At 46.0% G+C, this 19,308-nt stretch carries 17 protein-coding genes; 6 read left to right on the forward strand and 11 right to left on the reverse strand.

What is annotated here, in order from left to right:
- Positions 1-46: 46 nt before the first annotated feature.
- On the reverse strand, positions 47-2,383 hold the full coding sequence (locus ABDW32_RS07125) for a GAF domain-containing protein (RefSeq protein WP_343560833.1): 2,337 nt from the start codon (positions 2,381-2,383) through the stop codon (positions 47-49).
- Between the two features lie 213 nt (positions 2,384-2,596).
- Here ABDW32_RS07125 and ABDW32_RS07130 point away from each other — a divergent pair, with 213 nt between their 5' ends.
- Positions 2,597-3,310 (forward strand): YoaK family protein, encoded by a 714-nt coding sequence (locus tag ABDW32_RS07130; protein WP_343560835.1) that lies wholly within the window; start codon positions 2,597-2,599, stop codon positions 3,308-3,310.
- A 102-nt stretch (positions 3,311-3,412) separates the two neighbouring features.
- Positions 3,413-3,898, forward strand: coding sequence for a hypothetical protein (locus ABDW32_RS07135; RefSeq protein ID WP_077433547.1), 486 nt, complete (start codon positions 3,413-3,415; stop codon positions 3,896-3,898).
- A 63-nt stretch (positions 3,899-3,961) separates the two neighbouring features.
- On the opposite strand, the gene ABDW32_RS07140 is transcribed toward ABDW32_RS07135, so the two are convergent.
- The gene (locus tag ABDW32_RS07140; protein ID WP_343560837.1) at positions 3,962-4,852 is read right to left on the reverse strand and encodes a cyclase family protein; all 891 of its coding nucleotides are present in this window, start codon (positions 4,850-4,852) and stop codon (positions 3,962-3,964) included.
- A 333-nt stretch (positions 4,853-5,185) separates the two neighbouring features.
- Here ABDW32_RS07140 and ABDW32_RS07145 point away from each other — a divergent pair, with 333 nt between their 5' ends.
- Positions 5,186-5,923 (forward strand): hypothetical protein, encoded by a 738-nt coding sequence (locus ABDW32_RS07145; protein ID WP_343560839.1) that lies wholly within the window; start codon positions 5,186-5,188, stop codon positions 5,921-5,923.
- Positions 5,924-6,061: 138 nt separating this feature from the next.
- On the opposite strand, the gene ABDW32_RS07150 is transcribed toward ABDW32_RS07145, so the two are convergent.
- Positions 6,062-7,414 carry a DUF3472 domain-containing protein gene (locus tag ABDW32_RS07150; protein WP_343560841.1) on the reverse strand — a complete coding sequence of 451 codons (1,353 nt, stop codon included), beginning with the start codon at positions 7,412-7,414 and terminating at the stop codon, positions 6,062-6,064.
- Between the two features lie 240 nt (positions 7,415-7,654).
- Between ABDW32_RS07150 and ABDW32_RS07155 the strand changes: the two genes are divergently transcribed.
- Both ABDW32_RS07155 and ABDW32_RS07160 read left to right on the forward strand, forming a co-directional pair.
- Positions 7,655-8,113 carry a GNAT family N-acetyltransferase gene (locus tag ABDW32_RS07155; RefSeq protein WP_343560843.1) on the forward strand — a complete coding sequence of 153 codons (459 nt, stop codon included), beginning with the start codon at positions 7,655-7,657 and terminating at the stop codon, positions 8,111-8,113.
- 137 nt (positions 8,114-8,250) lie between these two features.
- The gene (locus ABDW32_RS07160) at positions 8,251-10,572 is read left to right on the forward strand and encodes a TonB-dependent receptor (RefSeq protein WP_343560845.1); all 2,322 of its coding nucleotides are present in this window, start codon (positions 8,251-8,253) and stop codon (positions 10,570-10,572) included.
- Here ABDW32_RS07160 and ABDW32_RS07165 read toward each other — a convergent pair.
- A complete protein-coding gene (locus ABDW32_RS07165; protein WP_343560846.1) occupies positions 10,538-11,710 on the reverse strand; it encodes a PepSY-associated TM helix domain-containing protein in 1,173 nt (390 codons plus the stop codon). The genes ABDW32_RS07160 and ABDW32_RS07165 overlap by 35 nt on opposite strands.
- Positions 11,711-11,841: 131 nt before the next feature.
- Between ABDW32_RS07165 and ABDW32_RS07170 the strand changes: the two genes are divergently transcribed.
- Complete coding sequence (locus tag ABDW32_RS07170) at positions 11,842-13,086, forward strand: cysteine desulfurase family protein (RefSeq protein WP_343560848.1); 1,245 nt, start codon at positions 11,842-11,844, stop codon at positions 13,084-13,086.
- Here ABDW32_RS07170 and moaCB read toward each other — a convergent pair.
- From moaCB to moaA, 7 genes are read right to left on the reverse strand one after another with little or no spacing between them, the layout of a single operon-like run.
- Positions 13,083-13,991 (reverse strand): bifunctional molybdenum cofactor biosynthesis protein MoaC/MoaB, encoded by a 909-nt coding sequence (gene moaCB / locus ABDW32_RS07175; protein WP_343560850.1) that lies wholly within the window; start codon positions 13,989-13,991, stop codon positions 13,083-13,085. The genes ABDW32_RS07170 and moaCB overlap by 4 nt on opposite strands.
- A gap of 1 nt (position 13,992) precedes the next feature.
- Positions 13,993-14,406 carry a molybdenum cofactor biosynthesis protein MoaE gene (locus ABDW32_RS07180; protein WP_343560852.1) on the reverse strand — a complete coding sequence of 138 codons (414 nt, stop codon included), beginning with the start codon at positions 14,404-14,406 and terminating at the stop codon, positions 13,993-13,995.
- 19 nt (positions 14,407-14,425) lie between these two features.
- Positions 14,426-15,532 (reverse strand): HesA/MoeB/ThiF family protein, encoded by a 1,107-nt coding sequence (locus ABDW32_RS07185; RefSeq protein WP_343560854.1) that lies wholly within the window; start codon positions 15,530-15,532, stop codon positions 14,426-14,428.
- Between the two features lie 2 nt (positions 15,533-15,534).
- Positions 15,535-15,762 (reverse strand): MoaD/ThiS family protein, encoded by a 228-nt coding sequence (locus ABDW32_RS07190; protein WP_343560856.1) that lies wholly within the window; start codon positions 15,760-15,762, stop codon positions 15,535-15,537.
- A gap of 53 nt (positions 15,763-15,815) precedes the next feature.
- A complete protein-coding gene (locus tag ABDW32_RS07195; RefSeq protein ID WP_343560858.1) occupies positions 15,816-16,550 on the reverse strand; it encodes a sulfite exporter TauE/SafE family protein in 735 nt (244 codons plus the stop codon).
- 6 nt (positions 16,551-16,556) lie between these two features.
- Positions 16,557-18,326 carry a gephyrin-like molybdotransferase Glp gene (gene glp / locus ABDW32_RS07200; RefSeq protein WP_343560860.1) on the reverse strand — a complete coding sequence of 590 codons (1,770 nt, stop codon included), beginning with the start codon at positions 18,324-18,326 and terminating at the stop codon, positions 16,557-16,559.
- The gene (gene moaA / locus ABDW32_RS07205; RefSeq protein WP_343560862.1) at positions 18,323-19,306 is read right to left on the reverse strand and encodes a GTP 3',8-cyclase MoaA; all 984 of its coding nucleotides are present in this window, start codon (positions 19,304-19,306) and stop codon (positions 18,323-18,325) included. Before moaA ends, glp begins: the two co-directional genes overlap by 4 nt.
- Between the last annotated feature and the right edge of the window lie 2 nt (positions 19,307-19,308).

Raw genomic sequence — 19,308 nt, forward strand, 5'->3', positions numbered from 1 at the left:
ATTATGGTTCGAAAAATATGCAAAAAATGGTGGCTACCTTGTATACCTACTGGTCATGCTGCACATTGAATCCAACGCGAATAGCTTTAAGGCCGATCAGACCTTGCAGGTCCTCAACCTCGAATTTTTCGATATCCTCATTCAGTAAACCCTTGTGCTGAAGCAGATTGATATAACCCAGATATTCCGTTTCTTCATAGGCATGAGAATATACAATAACCAGTTTTCCTTTCTGGGTAATACGTTCCGTCGAACCCTTGATCTTGGCTTTGTCGATCCGTTTTTTGGCGATTTCATAGCGCACATTGTAAGACCCGTCAATATCAAACTGCTTTTCATCCATTTTGAAACGGATGGAGATCGGTGTTGCAAAAACCAGGATCAGCGAGGTTACCTCCAGCTGATGGGGCAGTGTGGGCTGCAGTAGCCTAAACTGGGCTTCCATTTCGCACATCACCTGCAACTGCCACAAGCGCAGGTTTTTAAGATAGTAGAGATCAAAGTTCTTGTCGGGTGCTATCGATGCGCCGATATACATGTTGTGCTCTATGCCATCCGTTTTATAGCGCTCGTAATAATGCGGGAAGTAGTCCTGTGCCTCGGCCTGTTTCTCATCGAGCACAGTGACCAGCTTTTTATTGATCAGCGTGATCGAGTTGTCGTAATCCTGACGTGCTTCGTAAAACCCGCCTATGGCTGGGTTTACCCGTTCAAAATAGGCATCAATTGCCACTACAATGGAGCTGTTTTTATTGTTTTTCCTAAAGTTATTCAGAATGGGATGCACATCGAGGTTAAAATGATCGAGGATGACCTGTTCCGTATCCGTGGACAGGGAATGTTCAAGTGTGTCCAGATTCCGTTGTAGGTCAAAGACCTTTTGTTCAAAGAGGGGCAGCATATACTCCCGGTTGATTGCTGTAAAAAGTGTGATCAGGTCAGTCGCCTGATTGATCAAATCCTGCTTGATGGCCTGGTTTCGGGATTCCGATGAGCCCTGCACATCAATCTGCCCATAGAGCGGATAGACCTGTTCAAACACAATCTCCTGTAAGGTATAATCTTTCCCAAAGGCCTTGTCATTGAGGTAATGGATCGCTTCCTCCTGAAAGCGCCATTTGACACTGGGATGGATCGACGTATATTCTTTTTGAATAATGGCCTCGATCTGATTCTCTATTTCAGAAAATGCCTTAGCTACTTTGTCCTTGATAAAAGGTAAGATAAAATTGAGTTTATTGGCATTGACCGAATTTAGCGCACGTACCCTAGTGGAGGACATTTCCAATATACCGAGGACTTTATTGTTCTGGATCAGGGGCGCAAAGATAAAACTCTTCACCTTTTGCTGTTTCAGCTTATTGATAAAAAATGCCTTCTTCGGATCTACCGTTGGCAATTGATCAATATCCGGGACCACCAGCAGTTCTTCCCTGGTCAGCAGGCTTTCCAAGGTCTCACTACAGAGCATTTCTTCACACTCCGCAATAGTCGAATCGTACAGGAGATGGCTGTATAGCTGTTTTTCGACAATACGCAGATTGAACTCTTCTTTGACTTTTTCAAATGAAGTAAGCCCGATGCGCAGATCATTTATTTTATAAATGGACCTGAAAATATCCTGGATTTCTTCCAGCTGAACAGCCTTATCTTCATCGGCGCGCAAGAGGTTACTCTTGAAGCTCGATACCGCATTCTCTGTTGTCGCATCGAAAAGGGTCATAATCGAAAAGCCTTTCAGGATCCAGCTGCGCTCCGGAAATTTAGACTTCCACAACGTAATATCCGAAAAATTGTCAATCAGTTCGGTAATATCCTCCGGGGAAAGTGGTATCGCGCTTTCGGTAGGAATAATATCCATGAAATCGGCGTTGAACAAGACCCGGTAATGGTGTATGATGTTGTCTTTATCCGGAATATCCAAAAATAAAGGGCTGTCCATCGCATCTACTTTGACTCCATAGTACTGGCTGATGATCATACAGCAATTCAGAATATAATAGCTGTCGGCAGTCACATCCCTAAAGTTAAAATCATACTGATCGCCGGCAGCCTGTAAGATATTCTCTAGGCGCTCGGTATGGTTAAAGGTGTATACATAGAAAGGAATCGTAATGGCCTTGATTTCATTGCGCGTGAGTGCAATAGGGAACAGGTCCGCCAAAAGAACTTTGATGATTGGTTCATAGGACGGCAGCTCTGCGGCATTTTCGATCCCCGAGATCAATGCCGGATATTTATTGATTTCTTCCAGCAGGGCTTTCGCATAGGTAGCCCGGAAATCGACTTCGGACAAAGCCATATCTTCAAATGATTTTATAATCTTATGGAAAGCGATCAGTGTCTTAAAAGGGCTGGATTTAAATGTGAAGCTAAATTGCATTGCGCTTGTTTCTGACTAAATTAGATTGTTGTTGGAGGTTATACAAATGTATGAAATAATCAGTGATTGAATAGCAAAAATCGCGGTAAACATCTCTTTTTGAGATAAAGTTTTTCATTTATTGTATTTCGTTAATTAAAAAAGTAAATTCGGTCTATCGCTTAGGCAATAGCAAAAGATCGTTTCAATAAAATAAGAGGTGAAAACAACATTATGTTCAGGCATCGAGATAAGGGACGGAATTATATCCACAATGTGCAATTAGCTGCATTGTTGTCAACAGTAGCCGGAATAGTGAATATCGTGGGCGTACTTTCCTTTAAAACATTGACAACAAATGTTACTGGCCACTTTGCCTTTTTTTCGGAGGAGCTCTATCGCAATAATTATCTATTTGCCTTTCTGAGTATGCTGTATGTTATTTCCTTTTTACTGGGCGCATTTGTTGCCAATACGACCATGGAGCTTACGTCCAGAGGGAGGTTACATTTTTCGTATAGTCTTCCTATCATAATTGAAATTGGTTTACTTCTATTTGTGTCATTTTTTAATTTCCCCGTGTTCAACAGCGCTGTTTGGTTATCCTGTATACTTTTGCTCGCCATGGGATTGCAAAACGCCCTGGTCACGAAGATATCTGGATCTGTGGTCCGCACCACCCATTTAACAGGTTTGTTTACGGATCTGGGAATTGAGCTATCTCAGCTAATTTTCTATAAAAAAACAAATGAACGCAAGCGTTTAAAAGGAGGGATACTACTTAAAATAATTATCATTGGTGGATTTTTCTTTGGTGGTATCTTAGGCGCATTTATATACAGCTGGTGGGAGAGAAAGACCTTATTATTGCCGGTAATCATATTGCTGATCGCACTTAGTTATGACCGTTTATTACTCGGGTTTTATAGGCTCAGTCGCAGGCAATAGGATCAGGTGGATAAAGCAGCCAAAACTCCCAACAGCGCAAATTGTCCCATAAGTTGAACTATTTTGTTTAATCTGATGTTCTTCAGATAACCTGCCTCAAATATGCAGGAAATTGAAAAATTAATATCAGATAAAATGATTGGATTTAACAAAAATATGCTGGGTGGATTGATCGGCGCATTGGTCCTGAATGTAGTGCACAGCGCTGCAAAAAGGTTTGACCCTGAGGCTCCGGCAGTGGATGAGGTGGGCGAGGAGGCGATGAAAAAGACGGTCAGTGCAGCCGGATTTAAGCCACCAAAAGGAAATGCGCTGGTCGCTGCGACCTTTGGAGCTGACGTAGCCTCAAACGCCATGTTGTATACATTGATCGGATACGGCGGCGATAAACACCGCGTGTTACGCGGAGCATTGCTCGGTACTGTCGTCGGGCTCGCCACATTGACCATTCCGGAGCAGGCCGGACTGAATGCCGAGCCGATAAAAAAGACCGAACGTACAAAATTAATGACCGTAACCTGGTATGTGATCGGTGGAGTGGCCGCCGCATTGGCCATAAAAGCCCTGCGAAAGAAAACCTCTTTTTAAGGATTCAGCTCCGCCCTGAATTCCGGTTAAGGAAATGCAGGCCGGAGCTGCTTAGGCCTTAGCCTACCTTTTTACACGGGCAAAAGCGCGGACCGGGAATGTGCCCACCCCTCTAAACTTGGGCGGGGCGGCCGTAAAACGAAAGTTCTCATCGGGCAATAATTCAAGATTGCAGAGATGTTCGACAATCAGGATTTCCGCTCCTAGAAGGGTGGAGTGGACGGGGCGTGATTTGCCTTTGGTACTATCGATATTGTGCGAATCAATGCCCACCAGTTTGACACCGCATTCGGCAAGGTATTTCGCTGCGGCTTCATTCAAATAAGGATGATTTTCATAATACGCTTCGGTATTCCAGTTTTTATCCCAGCCTGTATGGATCAGTACTGCGCGGTTTCTGATCTCCCTGTTCCGGAGCTGTTCATCCGTGATTTCCAAGCCCTTGGTATAAGGCAGCCGGATCACCACCGCATCCAGATCGACAAAGGCCTTTAAGTCCATCTCGGCAGTATCTTTGCCATGTGCATAGCGGTGGAAGGGGCAGTCAATATAGGTACCGGTATTGGTTACCATCTCAATCTTACCGATCTGAAATTCTATTCCTTCATCGTAAAATTGTCTGGAGTCAGCTCTGGAAAGGTAATCGCAGATAATAGGCGCGGGCAGGCCTTTGTAGGTCACCAGTCCATTTTCGATGGTATGGCTGAGATCAATCAATAGATCAGCCTCACTTTCTGTTGGCGGAGCCTTACGCTTGTGGGCTTCGGCAAAGATTTCCTTGTTCAGAATATTTACCTTTCCGGCCATCAGCAGCCGTAGATCTTTGATGATATAATCCGCGAGTTCCGCGTCGCTGATATCATCGCCTGTGATATCAAGCCTGAAATCTTCGCCTTTAAGGCTGCCTCCATTGGTAAAGTAAACTTCAAAATCAAATTTTACGCGTTTTTCCATAATGGGTCTGTATGTATTGGAAGAAAAATAGCAGAAATTTTATACGAACGAAGATAACGAAAATCCAGCTGATTTAAACTGCAGCAGTTGGATATGGCCTAAAAATGTAAAGTTCAAATTTATACCACTACGATAGCAATATATGTTTTTAACCATTAAGTACTACTATAGTACCACTTATAAACTAAACGAGATCACAGCGTACGTGCCAAATGCTTATTGTCTTCGACGGATTTTAAATGGATATAAGCGAATATGAAAAGGATCTTGTTGGTCGTACCACGAATAGTTATTTTTAACACACATTCAAAGCACATGAGATTATTTAAATAAATGAAAAAATTCTGGGAATTCTTTCAATGGTTGCTGCTTATTGGCTTCATCATTGCGATCGCTTTTATATTGAACAGTTACCGTTATCTGATTTATGCTTTAATAGGTGCTTCTGTACTCTATTTCCTGTTGAGAAAGATCATTGCCAGCAGATTGAGCAAGCAAAATGGCAACAGGAACGTCCAATACAGTATCAATGGAAAACCGTTGACACTTCGAATGAGAAAGCTGACCACCTTTGTTGTTTTACTGCTACTTGTATACATTATGGTGGTTTCGGTCTTTTCGGTGAGCCCAGGCCTGGAGCGGAAAGAATTTATGCTGACGCATCCGAATTGGGTGGCCGTAACGCCCTCGATCCGAAACCTTAGCGCTGACATCCAACGCGGGAAGACTAAATACGCCTATATCGATCTGGAATACCAGTTTACTGCTGGTGGAGATGCATATACACAAAAAATACATAAGGCAGAAAAGCAGTATTCATTTTTTCCGATCATAGGGCAGGGGGCGTTTGAAGCAATGCGGATAGAGCTGTTGACTAGAGCGAGGAAAAAAAATATAGATCAGGAATACGTATTGTTTTATAATCCACAGAACCCCGAACAACAGCAGTTTTTTCTGGCTAACGATAGCTTCTACCTGCAGCGATCATTGTTGTGCGATATCCTGTTTGTGTATGGTGTCTTGTTTATAATCATTTTGATTGTAGCCTTATCGTTTAGAATAAGACGATAATTTAAACATGAGAAATCAAATCAGGTAGCAATGAATCCCTCATGATCTATTCCATAAGCAGAAAAGGCTGTCCTACAGGATCTGTAAGACAGCCTTTTCTGTTTATGAGCGGGATAGCTCAGCAGCAGAGCTTTGCGGTTAGGGCAGAGTTGTAAGATCTATTGCCGGCGCGGCATTCCCATTGCTTACGGTAAACAAAGTGCCTGGGTTGACAACTGTATTGAAAAAACCACCATTTTTAAGGAAGAAGCTATTTCCATTGCTGCCCCCCATGGCATCGATGCGCTGGTTGCTGGAATAGGTTCCATCCACTGTAAATTTGGCTTGAACCACCGGCATCCAGGTACCTGATGTGGTACGTACCCATTGGTTTTTATAATCTGCTGAGCGTCCGAGGTAGCCGTTATCGGCGTTAAAATTTTCAAGGAAGCTGTGGAAGTTGGTCAAATAAGTGGATATCTTTGGTCTTTTCCAGCTCGCCACCAGCACCCAGCTGTTAACAGAAGGATCATTGAACCAAGCCGTAAAATCGGTGGCACCATTCCCATCAGGCTCGCCTTTAAGCAAGAATTTGTAGCTCTTGCCGCTTGTCCAATTGTATTTCATATAGCTCTGTCCACCCGAACCTTCACCACCAAACTCACCGGTCGTGGTATTCGCTCCTTTGCGATTGAGTGTAATGCGGTCTTCAGCCGGTATTTCAGCGGGATTGTCGGTGCTGTAAGGACTCCATACCGAAAACAGGATTCGGCGCTCCGTGGCCGAATTGACCTGCATACCAAAATAACCCTGGCCAAATCCATTGGCCATAAAATAGGATCCTATTTTATCTTCGCCGGTAGGGACATTGATTTCGCTATAATAATAGGAGACCTGTTGGCTGGTCGGTACCGTATAGCCCAAGTGACAGGATGGGCCACGTCTCGACCAATAGTAGGTATTGTCAATATTATTGTCACTGTAGATTACGGTACCTGATGTCGCTGATCCGCTTAAGATAAGATGGGAAACATCGGCAAAATAACCGCCGGTTTTGGAGATACCCTGCAGATCCATTTTGACGTAACCACCCGCATTGATCGTGTAGTTACCTACGGTATAATCCTTTAGCGTACCGCCTTTCAGGTTGACCTGCTTACTCACCCCGTTGATGGTCAGCCTGACCACACTGCTGTCACCATTGGGCAATACCTTGGCCCGGATTTTCACGCTCAGTGTACCTGCCTGTGGCAACTTGGCATAGGTACTCACAATGCTGTTGGCATTGGTCCAGTTGGCTAAGCCGTTGCTATTGATGACTTCAACTGCACCGGAAGGTGCTGCTGTAACGAAAGCATTGCCTCCCAGTGGAACCTCATAACCGTTGGGACCGGGTGTCGCAGCCCGCAAAGACAATTTTTCTTCAGTCTCCGGCTTAACAACAGTCTTTTGACAGGAAACAAAACAGATCAGTGCCGCACCGAGCAGTGCCGCAAATTTAATTTTTCTCATAATTTATCTTTAATTGTTTAGTATTAATTTATCAAAAAACTTACATGTCAAGAAAAAAAATTAAACGCAATCGATTGTGTGATTTACTTATGTAACAAGATCTGCCATGTGCGGCAATTGACAGCGCCCTGACATTTCAAGCTAGCCCAGAGCCATCGATTTTTGTATCTTGCATTAAGCGTTATTTAGCCTAAATTTGAACAGGAATAATTGCATTTAACACAAACACAGCAGGTAGGAATGGAACTAAAAATCAGACAGGCACAGGAAAATGAAATCAATGTATTACTAGAGTTTGAACAGGGAATTGTTGCCGCCGAACGCCCTTATGACGACACCTTAAAGGAGGGTGAAATTCATTATTATGATCTGCTGGAATTAATAAAATCTGCAGAGGCAGAGGTTCTGGTTGCTGTGATTGGCGATCAGCTCGTCGGATCCGGTTATGCCAAGATCGTCGATGCCAAACCCTATCAAAAGTATGCGAAATATGTCCATTTGGGATTTATGTATGTAAAACCTGAATATCGTGGCCAGGGTATCAACAAATTGATTCTGGAAGCCCTGACAGACTGGGCGAAGGACCGAAACATCACAGAACTAAGGCTTCAGGTCTATGATCAGAACGAAAGTGCAAAAAAAGCATATTGCAAAGCTGGTTTTAAACCCAACCTATTGGAAATGAGAATAGAGATTTAGTACCAGCTTTTTTTCTTGTGTCTGTATTTAGATTTATTCAAAATAATGATATCTTTGAGCCGTTATTATTTTGAGTTTAATCGTTACCATAAATCGTCTACCAGACCAAACAAGAAATGAAAGTTAATCCATATCGCATGACTAGGCTCACAGTCGCCTTAGTAGCTTGTTCTTTTTCCTTATCCACATCAGCCTCTGCGGGAACCGTATATAACAGCTACAGGCCTTTCGATATATCCATTCCCAAAGCACAGCAAAAAGGTACGATCATAGGCCAGGTGGTCGATGCGCAAGGTCTCCCTTTGGCAAATGTACGTGTTGAGCTGCAAGGAGCAAAGAGCACCAAGTCCGATAAAGATGGTTACTTCAGATTAACAGCTATACATTACGGTACATACCGTTTGACATTAAGTTCGGTGGGATTTGGCAAGCGATTTCAAGATATTGACCTGCGCGAAGAGCAACATGATTTAAAAACGATTACCCTGACTGCTGAACAGCAGAGCTTGGATGAAGTGGTCGTGACAGCAAGTCGATTAGCAGAACATATTGATCAGGTGCCCTCATCGATCACCTATATCGGCGCTAAGGCGCTCGATCAGCAACGTCAGATCAACGATAATCTACCATCCATCCTGATGCAGAAGGTCCCCAGTATCTCGCCCAGCGAGGAAAGCCAAAATAACTTTATAGCTAAAATCCGCGGGCGTAATTTTTTGGTATTAATTGACGGCATTCCGCAGTCCACACCGCTACGCAATGGTGGTCGCGACTTGCGGACAATCGATGCCAGTGCAATCGATCACATCGAGGTGGTGAATGGCGCTACGGCGATGTACGGCAACGGCGCTGCCGGCGGTGTAATAAACTACATCACCAAAAAGCCACAGCAAGGGAAAAAGCTGGCTTCATCAACCTACCTCAATAATTCATTGAGCCTGGTAAAGCCTAGCGAGACCTATGGCTACAATATCGCCCAGGTATTTTCAGGGCAGCTGGACAAATGGGATTATGTCATTCAGGGTAAAGCCGGACGCTCGGGTGTGGTACGGAGCGCCGACGCAGCGATTGCCAGTCCGTTTTATGGGTTGGGCGAAACACGAGCTTATAATGTCCTGACCAAAATCGGTTATCAAATAGCCCCCGAGCATCGGGTCGAATTTATGGGCAATTATTATCGTAGCCTGCAGGATAGTAAATATGTCGGTACCAAGGGTGATTTTGGCAAGTCGCCGGCCATTGGTATTCCTTCTGATACCGTGATCAACGGTGGTACTCCCTATAACAAGGCTTTTCATTTGAAGTATGATGGTCGATATGGAAAGACGGCAGCAAATTTAAGCCTGTACTATGAAGATATGAATACGGTTTTTGAAACGTACAACCAAAATTATTCTGACCATAAAGGAGCAAGGTTAAATTTTAATACACCTTTTCAGCTGGGCTCATCATCCAATATCTCCCTGATCTACGGTGCTGATTTTCTAAAAGACCATACCGTACAGAAAACACTGAAAGATGACTTGGTGACACCGGATATGAATATGAACAATGTCGCGTTTTATCTGCAGAGTAAATTGAATTTAGGCACCGACTGGATTCTAAAAGGCGGGGTACGCTATGAAAATATCCGTTTTAAGGTCGGCGATCTGACGAAAAATGGCAAACTCACTGCGGGTGATAATAATAATTCAGATGCTTTTGTCTTTAATATCGCCACACGGTACAACAAATATAGTTACGCGCAACCTTTCGCTTCCTTTTCGCAGGGATATTCCATTGGCGATGTCGGGCTTATCCTGCGCAATGGTGTACCCTTGAGCCAAATTGATCCCAAACCTGTTGTGGTCAACAATTTCGAATTGGGTCTAAATGGTAAATTGAATATATGGGACTACCAGCTGACAGGCTATTATAGTACATCGCAGAAAGGGACCACCTTCGCGGAGACTTCCACGCCGGGTAATTACGAACTGAGTCAGGTACCACAACGCATTTATGGGGTGGAATTTGTCGGAAATGTAAAACCGCTTCAATGGCTGTCTTTGGGAACTGTACTCGGCTATATGGATGGGCGTCAGGATCTGAAAAAAGAAGGCAAGTACAAAGATAAATTAGACAATTCCATTATTTCTCCGTTCAAAATTAACCTAAATGCCGATTTCAGCATCACGGACAACTGGAATGTTTATTTGCAATACCTGCACTTGGGTGGGCGGGACGTATTCCCGGCTGCGGAATATAATTATGGAAAATATCCGATTTCCGGTTATAATCTTGTTGATTTCCAAACCAGGTACAAATATCAGAAATTCACCTTTTTATTCGCTATCAACAACCTATTCAATGCGGATTATTATCCCGTTCATGCCGAAGTACGGGGTGCAACCAATGAAGGCCGCTATTACATCAAGGGTTCCGGGACTATGGCAAATTTAGGGATACAGCTCGATCTCTAGGTCTTCGTTTTTTTCTGGGCCTTACCATTTTTTTGTTCCTTTTGTTGAGCCAGATCCAAAGACCGGTGATCGGGAGGGTGGCGGCCAGACTAGCGGCCAAAAACATCACAATTTTTGAAGGAAGGCCAAATACCGAGCCAACATGGATGGGCTTGACCATCTTGCGCATTTGCTCGGCCAAAGGCAACTTGTTCATTGGGTTGCCTTTGATCAGCTTACCGGATCTGCTGTCGAAATAGGCCTGGTTGATCTGCAACAGCCCGCCAGAAAATGATTCTTTAGTCAATGAAAAAGCGATATGTTCCTGTTCCGGAAATGTCATCAGTATATTCCCCGGAGCAGGATAAAGGGTACTAATCTGCTGATACATGGTCTCGAATGGCGAAAAGCCAACAGCAAGTTCCGATACTGGATTTTTTACTTTTTCTTTTTTCGTCTTGTTATCGGCACCGAAAAGCCTAAAAAACTGTTTATTGTACCAGTCAGAGCTCCATGTCAGACCGGTCAGGGTAAAGATCAGGAGGAACAATGCTGCATAGAATCCCCCCACAGCGTGAAAATCCCACACTTTTCTTTTCATAGAAGCAGACATCCCCACTTTGAGGCGCTGCTTGAGCAGCTGTTTATTCTTGGGCCACCATAGATAAATACCGCTTATCGCGAGAAATAGGGTCGCAAGAGCGGAAATCCCCGTCAGCGTCGCCCCAATTTTGTCCATCAAAAGAAAACGGTGTATATCCAGTACTTTTTGAAAGAAACGCTCAGCCTGTGGCCCTTTGGACAAGACTTCACCCGTATAGGGGTTGATATAAGCATACCAGTATTTTTCTTTTTTTGATCCATATTGAACCCGATAGCTCCTAGACGGATCAGCAGGAATTTCAAGACGGAAAAGCCTTTTATCGGGAAAAATATTTTTTGCTCCCGATACAATCACATCGACAGGTAAGCGGTTTTCCAAGACAGCAACCCGCTGTTCTTTCGGCCATAACAAAGGTGTCAGTTCTTTCTCAAAACTCAGCAGCATTCCGCTGATACAAACGATCAAAAAAATGAGACTAAAAAGCAGTCCGATATAAAGGTGTAGTTGTTGGAATATGTTTTTTAGACTGTTTTTTGGGGTCATCTTATTTGCCATTGCTTTGATAAAGTATGAGGATGGGACAAAAGTACAGTATTATTAGGAATTATTCTAAACAAGAAAAAAATTACCGGCAGACAGGAGGAAGTATTTTGAATAAGGCCCTTTGATAGTGAATACTTATATTTGTGTATCGTTCGGTTTCTCTACTGCGATCCAACTATCGGCAGCCCGCATGGATGGCTGTACCGCAGCAGAAATCGGTAAAACGGCCAGATGATGACATGGACAATAGCAACTCAAATTTTATCTATCTCGATTATAATGCCACAACGCCCGTCGACGAGCGCGTGCTGCAGGAGATGCTCCCGTTTTTTGGAAGCAGTTACGCGAATCCGAGCGGCGCGCATCTCTTTAGCCTGACCGTACAGGATGCTGTCGAGCAGGCAACTGCAGAGATCGCATACGCATTGGGTACGCATGCGGGAAATATCGTCCATACTTCCGGTGCTACCGAGGCAATCAATCTAGCGATCCAGGGACTGCAGTTTTCCCCGCGTAAACATATCGTCAGTATAGCCACCGAACATAAAGCTGTATTGGAAACCTGTGCATTTATGGAGCTGCTGGGATTTGAAATCTCTTACCTTGCCGTGGACGAGCAGGGGATACCTGATCTGGCCTTGCTGGCAGAAACCATCCGTGAGGATACCGCATTGGTCTGCAGTATGCTCGTGAATAACGAAACCGGCCTGATCCTGCCGATCAGGGAAATCGCGGAAATTGCCCATCGGCAGCAGGCACTGGTCTTATGCGATGCAACCCAGGCAGTCGGCAAAATGCCTGTTCATACCGGGGAACTCGGCGTTGATCTACTGGCCTTTTCGGCGCATAAATTTTATGGACCAAAGGGAACTGGGGGGCTTTTTATAGGCGAGCAGGCAAAAAAAGTGCTATCGCCGATTATGCAGGGCGGTGGGCAGCAACAGGGATGGCGTGGCGGTACGCTCAATACAACGGGAATTATCGGCATGGCTGCTGCACTGCGGATTGCACAAAAAGAACTGAATGCAGAGCAGCAGAAAATAGGCCGGCTAAGAGACCTACTGGAAAACGAACTGCTGTCTATCGATGGAGCATTCCGGAATGGTAGTTCCATCCATAGACTTTATAACACAACCAACATCTGCTTTCCGGGGGCATTATCCGAACAGCTTATCATGGGTCTGGGAACCATCTCCGTTGCCAGTGGCTCGGCCTGCTCGGCGCTGACCTCACGACCTTCACATGTGCTCAAAGCCATGGGCCGCGCAGACCTCGACGCCCTGTCATCCATCCGTTTTAGTCTGGGCCGCTCAACGACGGAAGCGGAAATCGATCAGACTGCCCGTCGGGTTAAACAGCTTGTTCAGAAACTGCGAAATACAAACTAATGGCCTGCATTTTCCCTGACCTGAAAAACATGGAGCAGCTGCGGAAATAATGCGGCAATACTTTCACGTACGCCATTGGTCGATCCGGGCAGTGTAAGGATCAGCATCCGGTCGGCAAAACCTGAAATACCCCGCGAGAGCATTGCTGTCTTGACCCGCTGTTGTCCATACTGCCGCGCCGTCTCCATAATTCCGGGAATGTCCCGGGTAATATAAGGGGCTACGGTATCGGGCGTAACATCGCGGTCGGAGAGACCTGTCCCGCCCGTAAAAACCAGCAGGTCTATTCCAGTCTGCTGATAATGCTCCACACGTTCCCGTATCGCTTCAGGCTCGTCGGCAACTACGGCATAGACAATATCACGTAAACCCTGTTCTTCAAGAAGTTCAAACAAAATCTTGCCGGAAACATCCTGCTTGTGACCTGCGGCAACCGAATCACTGCAGACCACCACGGCGGCTCTGAGCTGACCGGCCCAGGGAAAGGATTCATTGCTCTTACCACCGCGCTTTTCGAGCAGCCGGATAGCGCCGATCTCCACCTGCTTGTCCACAGGCTTCAGCATATCATAAATGACAAGAGCTGCAACCGAAGCACCATGCATGGCTTCGACTTCAACACCGGTTTTGTAAATCGTATGTACTTCAACTTCAATACGGATCTGTAAGCCTATGATGGAATAACGAATAGCTGCATACTCTACGGGTAAAGGATGGCAGTCCGGAATCATGTCACCTGTTTTTTTGATCGCAAGTAATGCTGAGGCACGTGCAAATTCAAAGATATCACCTTTGGGGATCTGTCGCTGCTCGATCATCCGAATCGTATTTTCGGAGGAGACATTTACCGTAGCCTCTGCGATAGCTTTACGTAGTGTGCTGCTTTTATGTGTAATATCGACCATGTTATCTATTTGTTTTCCATTGATGGGTATCGTCTTCAAATATTTCTTTGCCCCAGATGGGCATTTCTTTTTTTATGCGTTCCACAAGTTCCTCGCAGGCATCAATCGCTGCACGACGGTGTGCGGAAGAGGTGAAGACAAAAAAGCAGATTTCGCCTACCAGCACCAGCCCTTCGCTGTGATAGACATGCATACAGGCCAGGGGATACTTGTCAAAGACCGCCTGACGGATTTCGGCCATCTTTAACAGCGCGAGTTCCCGGTTAATGCTATAGTCAATCGCGCGCACCGTTTTTCCGTCCACCTGATCGGCACGGATCTGCCCAAGAAAAATACTATGGGCTCCAATGTCAGATTTACGGCCATGTGTGGCAATACTTGTGGCAATCCGCTCAGGGGGAATGGGGCCCTGCATAAAAATATCTTTTTTTTCCTTATTCATTGAAATAGTTTTTTAAAACCATGATACCGCCGCCCACATGAAAAATCTGCTGCTTGCTGCTGGCCTGCCCCAGGTAGTATTGGGCTGCTGCCAAACTCCGCTTGCCGGTCTGGCAGACGAAGACGATACGCCTGCCGTTCAGCTGTTCCAATTGCTGCGGCAATGTTACAAGCGGAATGGAGAGATGAGGAACGGGAAGCCGTGGTAATTCATCCATTTCCCGTACGTCCACCAGCTGCAGATCAGCGGCAAGCCATTGCATGACAAGGTCGGCAGCGGTGATAACCTGTAGCTCTCCACCTGTCGCAGTACAATGATTGTTATAATCAAAATTCTTTACGGCATCCAGATGCTGGGGAAAAGAGATTCCTTCGGGTGCCTCCGGGGGTATATCAAAAGTAAAAGTACGATTATCCAATAAATTGACAGTCATCAATTTATTACTTAACACAACACCAATCCCGGTCAATAATTTAATGGCTTCTGTTGCCTGTAATATGCCAAGCATACCGGGCAGTACGCCAAGCACACCGGCCGTATTACAATCCGGTGCCTCCAGGGGATCCGGCGGCAAGGGGAACAGATGCCGGTAAGTTGTCTTGACACCATGCGCATCGGCTACATTGAATACAGCAACCTGACCTTCATATTGATAGATCGCAGCAAAAATCAAGGGTTTGTCCAGGAGGCGACAGGCATCGCAAAGTAAATAACGCGCGGCGAAATTGTCGGTACAGTCCAGGATGATATCGTAGGACTGTAGCCGTTCAACAGCATTTGCAGGGTTAAACTGTTCCACCCAATACTGAATGTTGCACTCGGGATTTAACTGCCCTAGCTTGCGGGCCGCGACCTCAGCCTTAGGCTGACCGATATCTGCGGTATCATACAGCACCTGCCGATGCAGATTGCTCAGTTCAATACGGTCATGGTCTATAATAGCGATGTGTCCGACGCCGGCCGCAGCAAGATACTGTAGCGCTGGGCAGCCGAGACCGCCGGCCCCCACAACCAATAAGCGCGCGGACTGCAACTTCGCTTGGCCTACTTCGCCAAACCCCGGTAACACATACTGCCTTGCATAACGTTCATGCTGCATACTTATCCTCCAGAATAGGGTGGCATCAGCGCCACGGTATCATTTTCCTGTAATACGACGGGCCCATTGATAATCCTATTATTGACAGCTATGAGCAGCTTACGATGGGCAAGTGCTACATGCTGATGCGATAATACCGTCAGGAGTTCCTCCGTATCGACTGCCGTCATGTAAAACTCTTTCTCCAGAATATCTGTCAAAGCACCAAATGTCTTAACTTGAACTCTCATTTTTCAATATATCTAATGTCTATATGCTACAAACCGGATGTGCATACCTTAAATTACGCTGTTGTAAACAATAGTTTATAGGCGGCAACCAAAAGTACGGCAGCCAGCACATATTTCAATACTTCCTGGTTTAATTTTTTTGATCCCAGATACGCGCCCAATAGGCCTCCCGTAAATGCGACAACGATATAAATCCACATATGCACATTAAACGAAACGCCCTGTGTAAGCATACCGCCAAGTCCCGACAATGAATTTACAAAAATAAATGCAGCACTGATTGCCGCAGTCTGTTTTTGATCGGTCCATTTGAGCAGGATCAGAAAAGGGGACAGAATAATTCCGCCACCGATACCGATCATACCCGATAACAGGCCGACAACAGCACCTATGACCAATGCCCCAAGGCTGTTGTACTGTTTAAGCTCAGCTTCGGCCGGACTTCTGAAAAAGAAAAACCGAACGATCGGAAACAACAGCAGCAGACCAAGTAGGCGTTTGTAAAGGTGGTCCTCCAAGGTAATCATGCCACCGATAAAAGCCATAGGAACCGAAGCTACGGAGACCATTAAAAATAGATTACGTTTAAAATAATGCCCTCTGTAATACTGTATAAAAGAAGTTAACGAAACAAAAAGATTAAGTACTAATGCTGTAGGTTTCATCTCCTGCGGCGCAATACCATAGAGTGCCATCAGCGCAAGATAACCGCTGGCACCGCCATGTCCGACAGCAGCGTACAAGAAGGCGAGGATAAACAGAAAAAAATAAAAAAGCTCAATGGGCATGGTTCCTTAGCTTAAGAGATGGATAATAACTTCGTCTCCGGCTGCGCAGCCTTCTGAATCTTCCTCCAGAATCAACAGGCAATTGGCCTGGGCATAGGATTGGAGGCGATAAGATTCCTGTGCATGAAGAGGTTTGACGGCATGCCCATCGTAGTAGGCCTTGAGAAAATGGGTCAGTCCAGGATTTTTGTGATAAGCCACCGTACTGCGTGTCCTGACATAAGGATCGCGCTCAGGCAGCTGCATCATACGCTCCAGTGCCGTCGCCACATACAGGTAAAAACAGGTCAACGCAGAGGCGGGGTTACCGGGCAATCCAAAAACAAGCTTTTCCTCCCGGCTGCCGAAAAAGAGCGGTTTGCCCGGTTTCTGGCGGATACGATGAAAATGTTGTTTAACACCACAGCTCTTGGCGACATCCACGACATAGTCGTAGTCTCCGACGCTGACACCCCCGACCAAAAGGACAACATCAGCCTTATCCAACGCTCGCTCAAGGGCTGTGCGGAGCAGTTTTTTGTCATCACGCACCTGAATGCCCTCCACCTTGTCTATTCCCAGCTGCTGAAGCGCTGCCTTGAGCTGGTAAGAGTTGGATTCGTAGACTTCGCCATAACCGAGTGTTGCATCCGTGGGTCTGAGCTCGTCGCCAGTAAGGATAATATGCACTATGGGGGCAGCGTACACCGACACTTCGGTACAGCCGATATTGGCCAGATAGCCGATGGCAGCCGGAGTCATGGGGGTACCAGGCAGCATGGCAATACTGCCGGCTTCCACCTCGGATCCTTCGGGGCGGACATTGTGTCCCAATGTTAAGGCCGGGTCCTGTATCAAAATCGTATCTGCTTTACTGAAGCTGACTTTTTCCTGCATCACCACCGTATCAGCACCCAGGGGCAGTGGGGCACCGGTATAGATACGCATGGCCTGTCCGGGATCAAGGGTCTTTGCGGTTGTCGTACCCGCGGGTATTTTATCCACGACGGGAAGTTCCTGCATGCGGTCGGCAAAACGGATGGCGTAACCATCCATCGAGGACTGTGCAAAGCCTGGAATAGCCTGCCCGGCAATCACGGACTGCGCTAGGGTATAGCCCAAAGCATCCGGTAGAGCTAGCCGCTCTTGCCGCAGGGCGGGCAAAAAATGATGAATAATGGCCTTGGCCTGCTGGACACTGATAAACTGATGTGGAAGACGGAAATAATCCGCCTGGGTATCCACATCGTATTTTGCGTCTTCGTAAGGGAATATGATCCTGTCGTCGGCATATTGTTCGGCAAATTTCTTTGCGCCCTGCTGGCCTTCGAGCTGCATCAGACCTTCGAAGTATTTTTTATCGAAGAGAACCGGTGCTCCCCAGGTCCCGGAAAAACCGGTAGCGACAATCCCTTTGCCACTGCTATCGGCAAGTTGAATAAGCTGCTGAAAGACATGCTGGTCCACAAAGGGCTGATCGCATAAACTAATGATGCATCGCTCTAGTTCAGGTTGTTTTTTTAGCAACTCCTTTAAACCCATAACAATGGAACTGGCCAGACCTGACACCCAATGTGTATTGACAACAACATCAACATTGCTATTCTGCAACAATGTATGGATCGGATCGGGATACGCGCCGGTAACAACCGTGACGCTGACGCCCGGGATAGCAAGGGCTGCACGACTGATCCGTTTCAACAAGGGTTCACCCTCAAACTCTAGCAGCTGTTTGGGAAGGCCGAGCCGTGAGGAATTGCCCGCTGCCAATATCATTATACCTGTTTGCTTTATCATCCGCCAATGGTTATCATACTCCGATTTGTGAGGTCATCGGTGTCTATCTGTTCAAAGTCTGTTGTTAACTGTCCGCCAAGCGCTTTGGATTTGGCGCGTATATTTTCCTGGATCAGCGGCAGCACATCAACACCGGCCCTTAAGCCTGTCAGCAGGTCTGTTTCACCTTGCGAAAACAGGCAGTTTTTAAGTTTGCCGTCGGCGGTGAGCCGTATGCGGTTGCATCCCGCGCAGAATGGTGCCGTCATGGTGCTGATCACTGCGATACGGCCCACATGGCCGGGAATCAAAAATGCCTTTGCCGTATCGTGCGGTCCAACCGTAAGAGCTTGGATAGGGTAGAACTGCTGGATCTGATGCATAATATCTGCTTGGGTATAAACTTGGTTGCTAGTCCATTTGTTACCACTGAAAGGCATAAATTCGATAAAACGGACCTCTAGCGGATTTTTTTCGGTCAAGGCGACAAAATCAAGGATCTCGTCGTCATTGATACCTTTCATCACCACCATATTGATCTTGGTGGGGATACCATGCTGTAGCAGCAGATCGATATTGTGGCGCACACGGCCGAAGTAATCTCTCCGGGTGATCTGCAAAAAACGTTCGGCCCGTAGGGTATCCAGGCTGATATTGATGCTTTTGAAACCGGCTGCCACGAGCTGTGGCAACATCTCATCGATCCGGATACCATTGCTGGTCATATGGAGCTCGACCGGAAGTCGGGCCAAACGCTCAATAATAGCGGGTGAATCCTTACGTACCAGGGGTTCGCCACCGGTCAGGCGTATCTTTCGGATACCCTGATCCACAAATAGCTTAGCTAAAGTCTCAATCTCGTCAACCTGCATCAATTGCTTGTGTGGGGTAAAGCTATATTCTTCCTCCGGCATACAATAGAAACAGCGTAGATTGCAGTTATCGGTAAGGGATATCCGTAAATAATCGTGTATACGTCCAAATGTATCCTTGAGTATCATAA

It is taken from the genome of Sphingobacterium sp., assembly GCF_039596235.1.
Classification (GTDB): Bacteria; Bacteroidota; Bacteroidia; order Sphingobacteriales; family Sphingobacteriaceae; genus Sphingobacterium.

Coding starts and splice junctions, on each gene's coding strand:
- ABDW32_RS07125 (WP_343560833.1), bottom strand. CDS start 2,383: ATGCAATTTAGCTTCACATTTAAATCCAGCCCTTTTAAGACACTGATC.
- ABDW32_RS07130 (WP_343560835.1), top strand. CDS start 2,597: ATGTTCAGGCATCGAGATAAGGGACGGAATTATATCCACAATGTGCAA.
- ABDW32_RS07135 (WP_077433547.1), top strand. CDS start 3,413: ATGCAGGAAATTGAAAAATTAATATCAGATAAAATGATTGGATTTAAC.
- ABDW32_RS07140 (WP_343560837.1), bottom strand. CDS start 4,852: ATGGAAAAACGCGTAAAATTTGATTTTGAAGTTTACTTTACCAATGGA.
- ABDW32_RS07145 (WP_343560839.1), top strand. CDS start 5,186: ATGAAAAAATTCTGGGAATTCTTTCAATGGTTGCTGCTTATTGGCTTC.
- ABDW32_RS07150 (WP_343560841.1), bottom strand. CDS start 7,414: ATGAGAAAAATTAAATTTGCGGCACTGCTCGGTGCGGCACTGATCTGT.
- ABDW32_RS07155 (WP_343560843.1), top strand. CDS start 7,655: ATGGAACTAAAAATCAGACAGGCACAGGAAAATGAAATCAATGTATTA.
- ABDW32_RS07160 (WP_343560845.1), top strand. CDS start 8,251: ATGACTAGGCTCACAGTCGCCTTAGTAGCTTGTTCTTTTTCCTTATCC.
- ABDW32_RS07165 (WP_343560846.1), bottom strand. CDS start 11,710: ATGGCAAATAAGATGACCCCAAAAAACAGTCTAAAAAACATATTCCAA.
- moaCB (WP_343560850.1), bottom strand. CDS start 13,991: ATGGTCGATATTACACATAAAAGCAGCACACTACGTAAAGCTATCGCA.
- ABDW32_RS07180 (WP_343560852.1), bottom strand. CDS start 14,406: ATGCAGGGCCCCATTCCCCCTGAGCGGATTGCCACAAGTATTGCCACA.
- ABDW32_RS07185 (WP_343560854.1), bottom strand. CDS start 15,532: ATGCAGCATGAACGTTATGCAAGGCAGTATGTGTTACCGGGGTTTGGC.
- ABDW32_RS07190 (WP_343560856.1), bottom strand. CDS start 15,762: ATGAGAGTTCAAGTTAAGACATTTGGTGCTTTGACAGATATTCTGGAG.
- ABDW32_RS07195 (WP_343560858.1), bottom strand. CDS start 16,550: ATGCCCATTGAGCTTTTTTATTTTTTTCTGTTTATCCTCGCCTTCTTG.
- glp (WP_343560860.1), bottom strand. CDS start 18,326: ATGATAAAGCAAACAGGTATAATGATATTGGCAGCGGGCAATTCCTCA.
- moaA (WP_343560862.1), bottom strand. CDS start 19,306: ATGATACTCAAGGATACATTTGGACGTATACACGATTATTTACGGATA.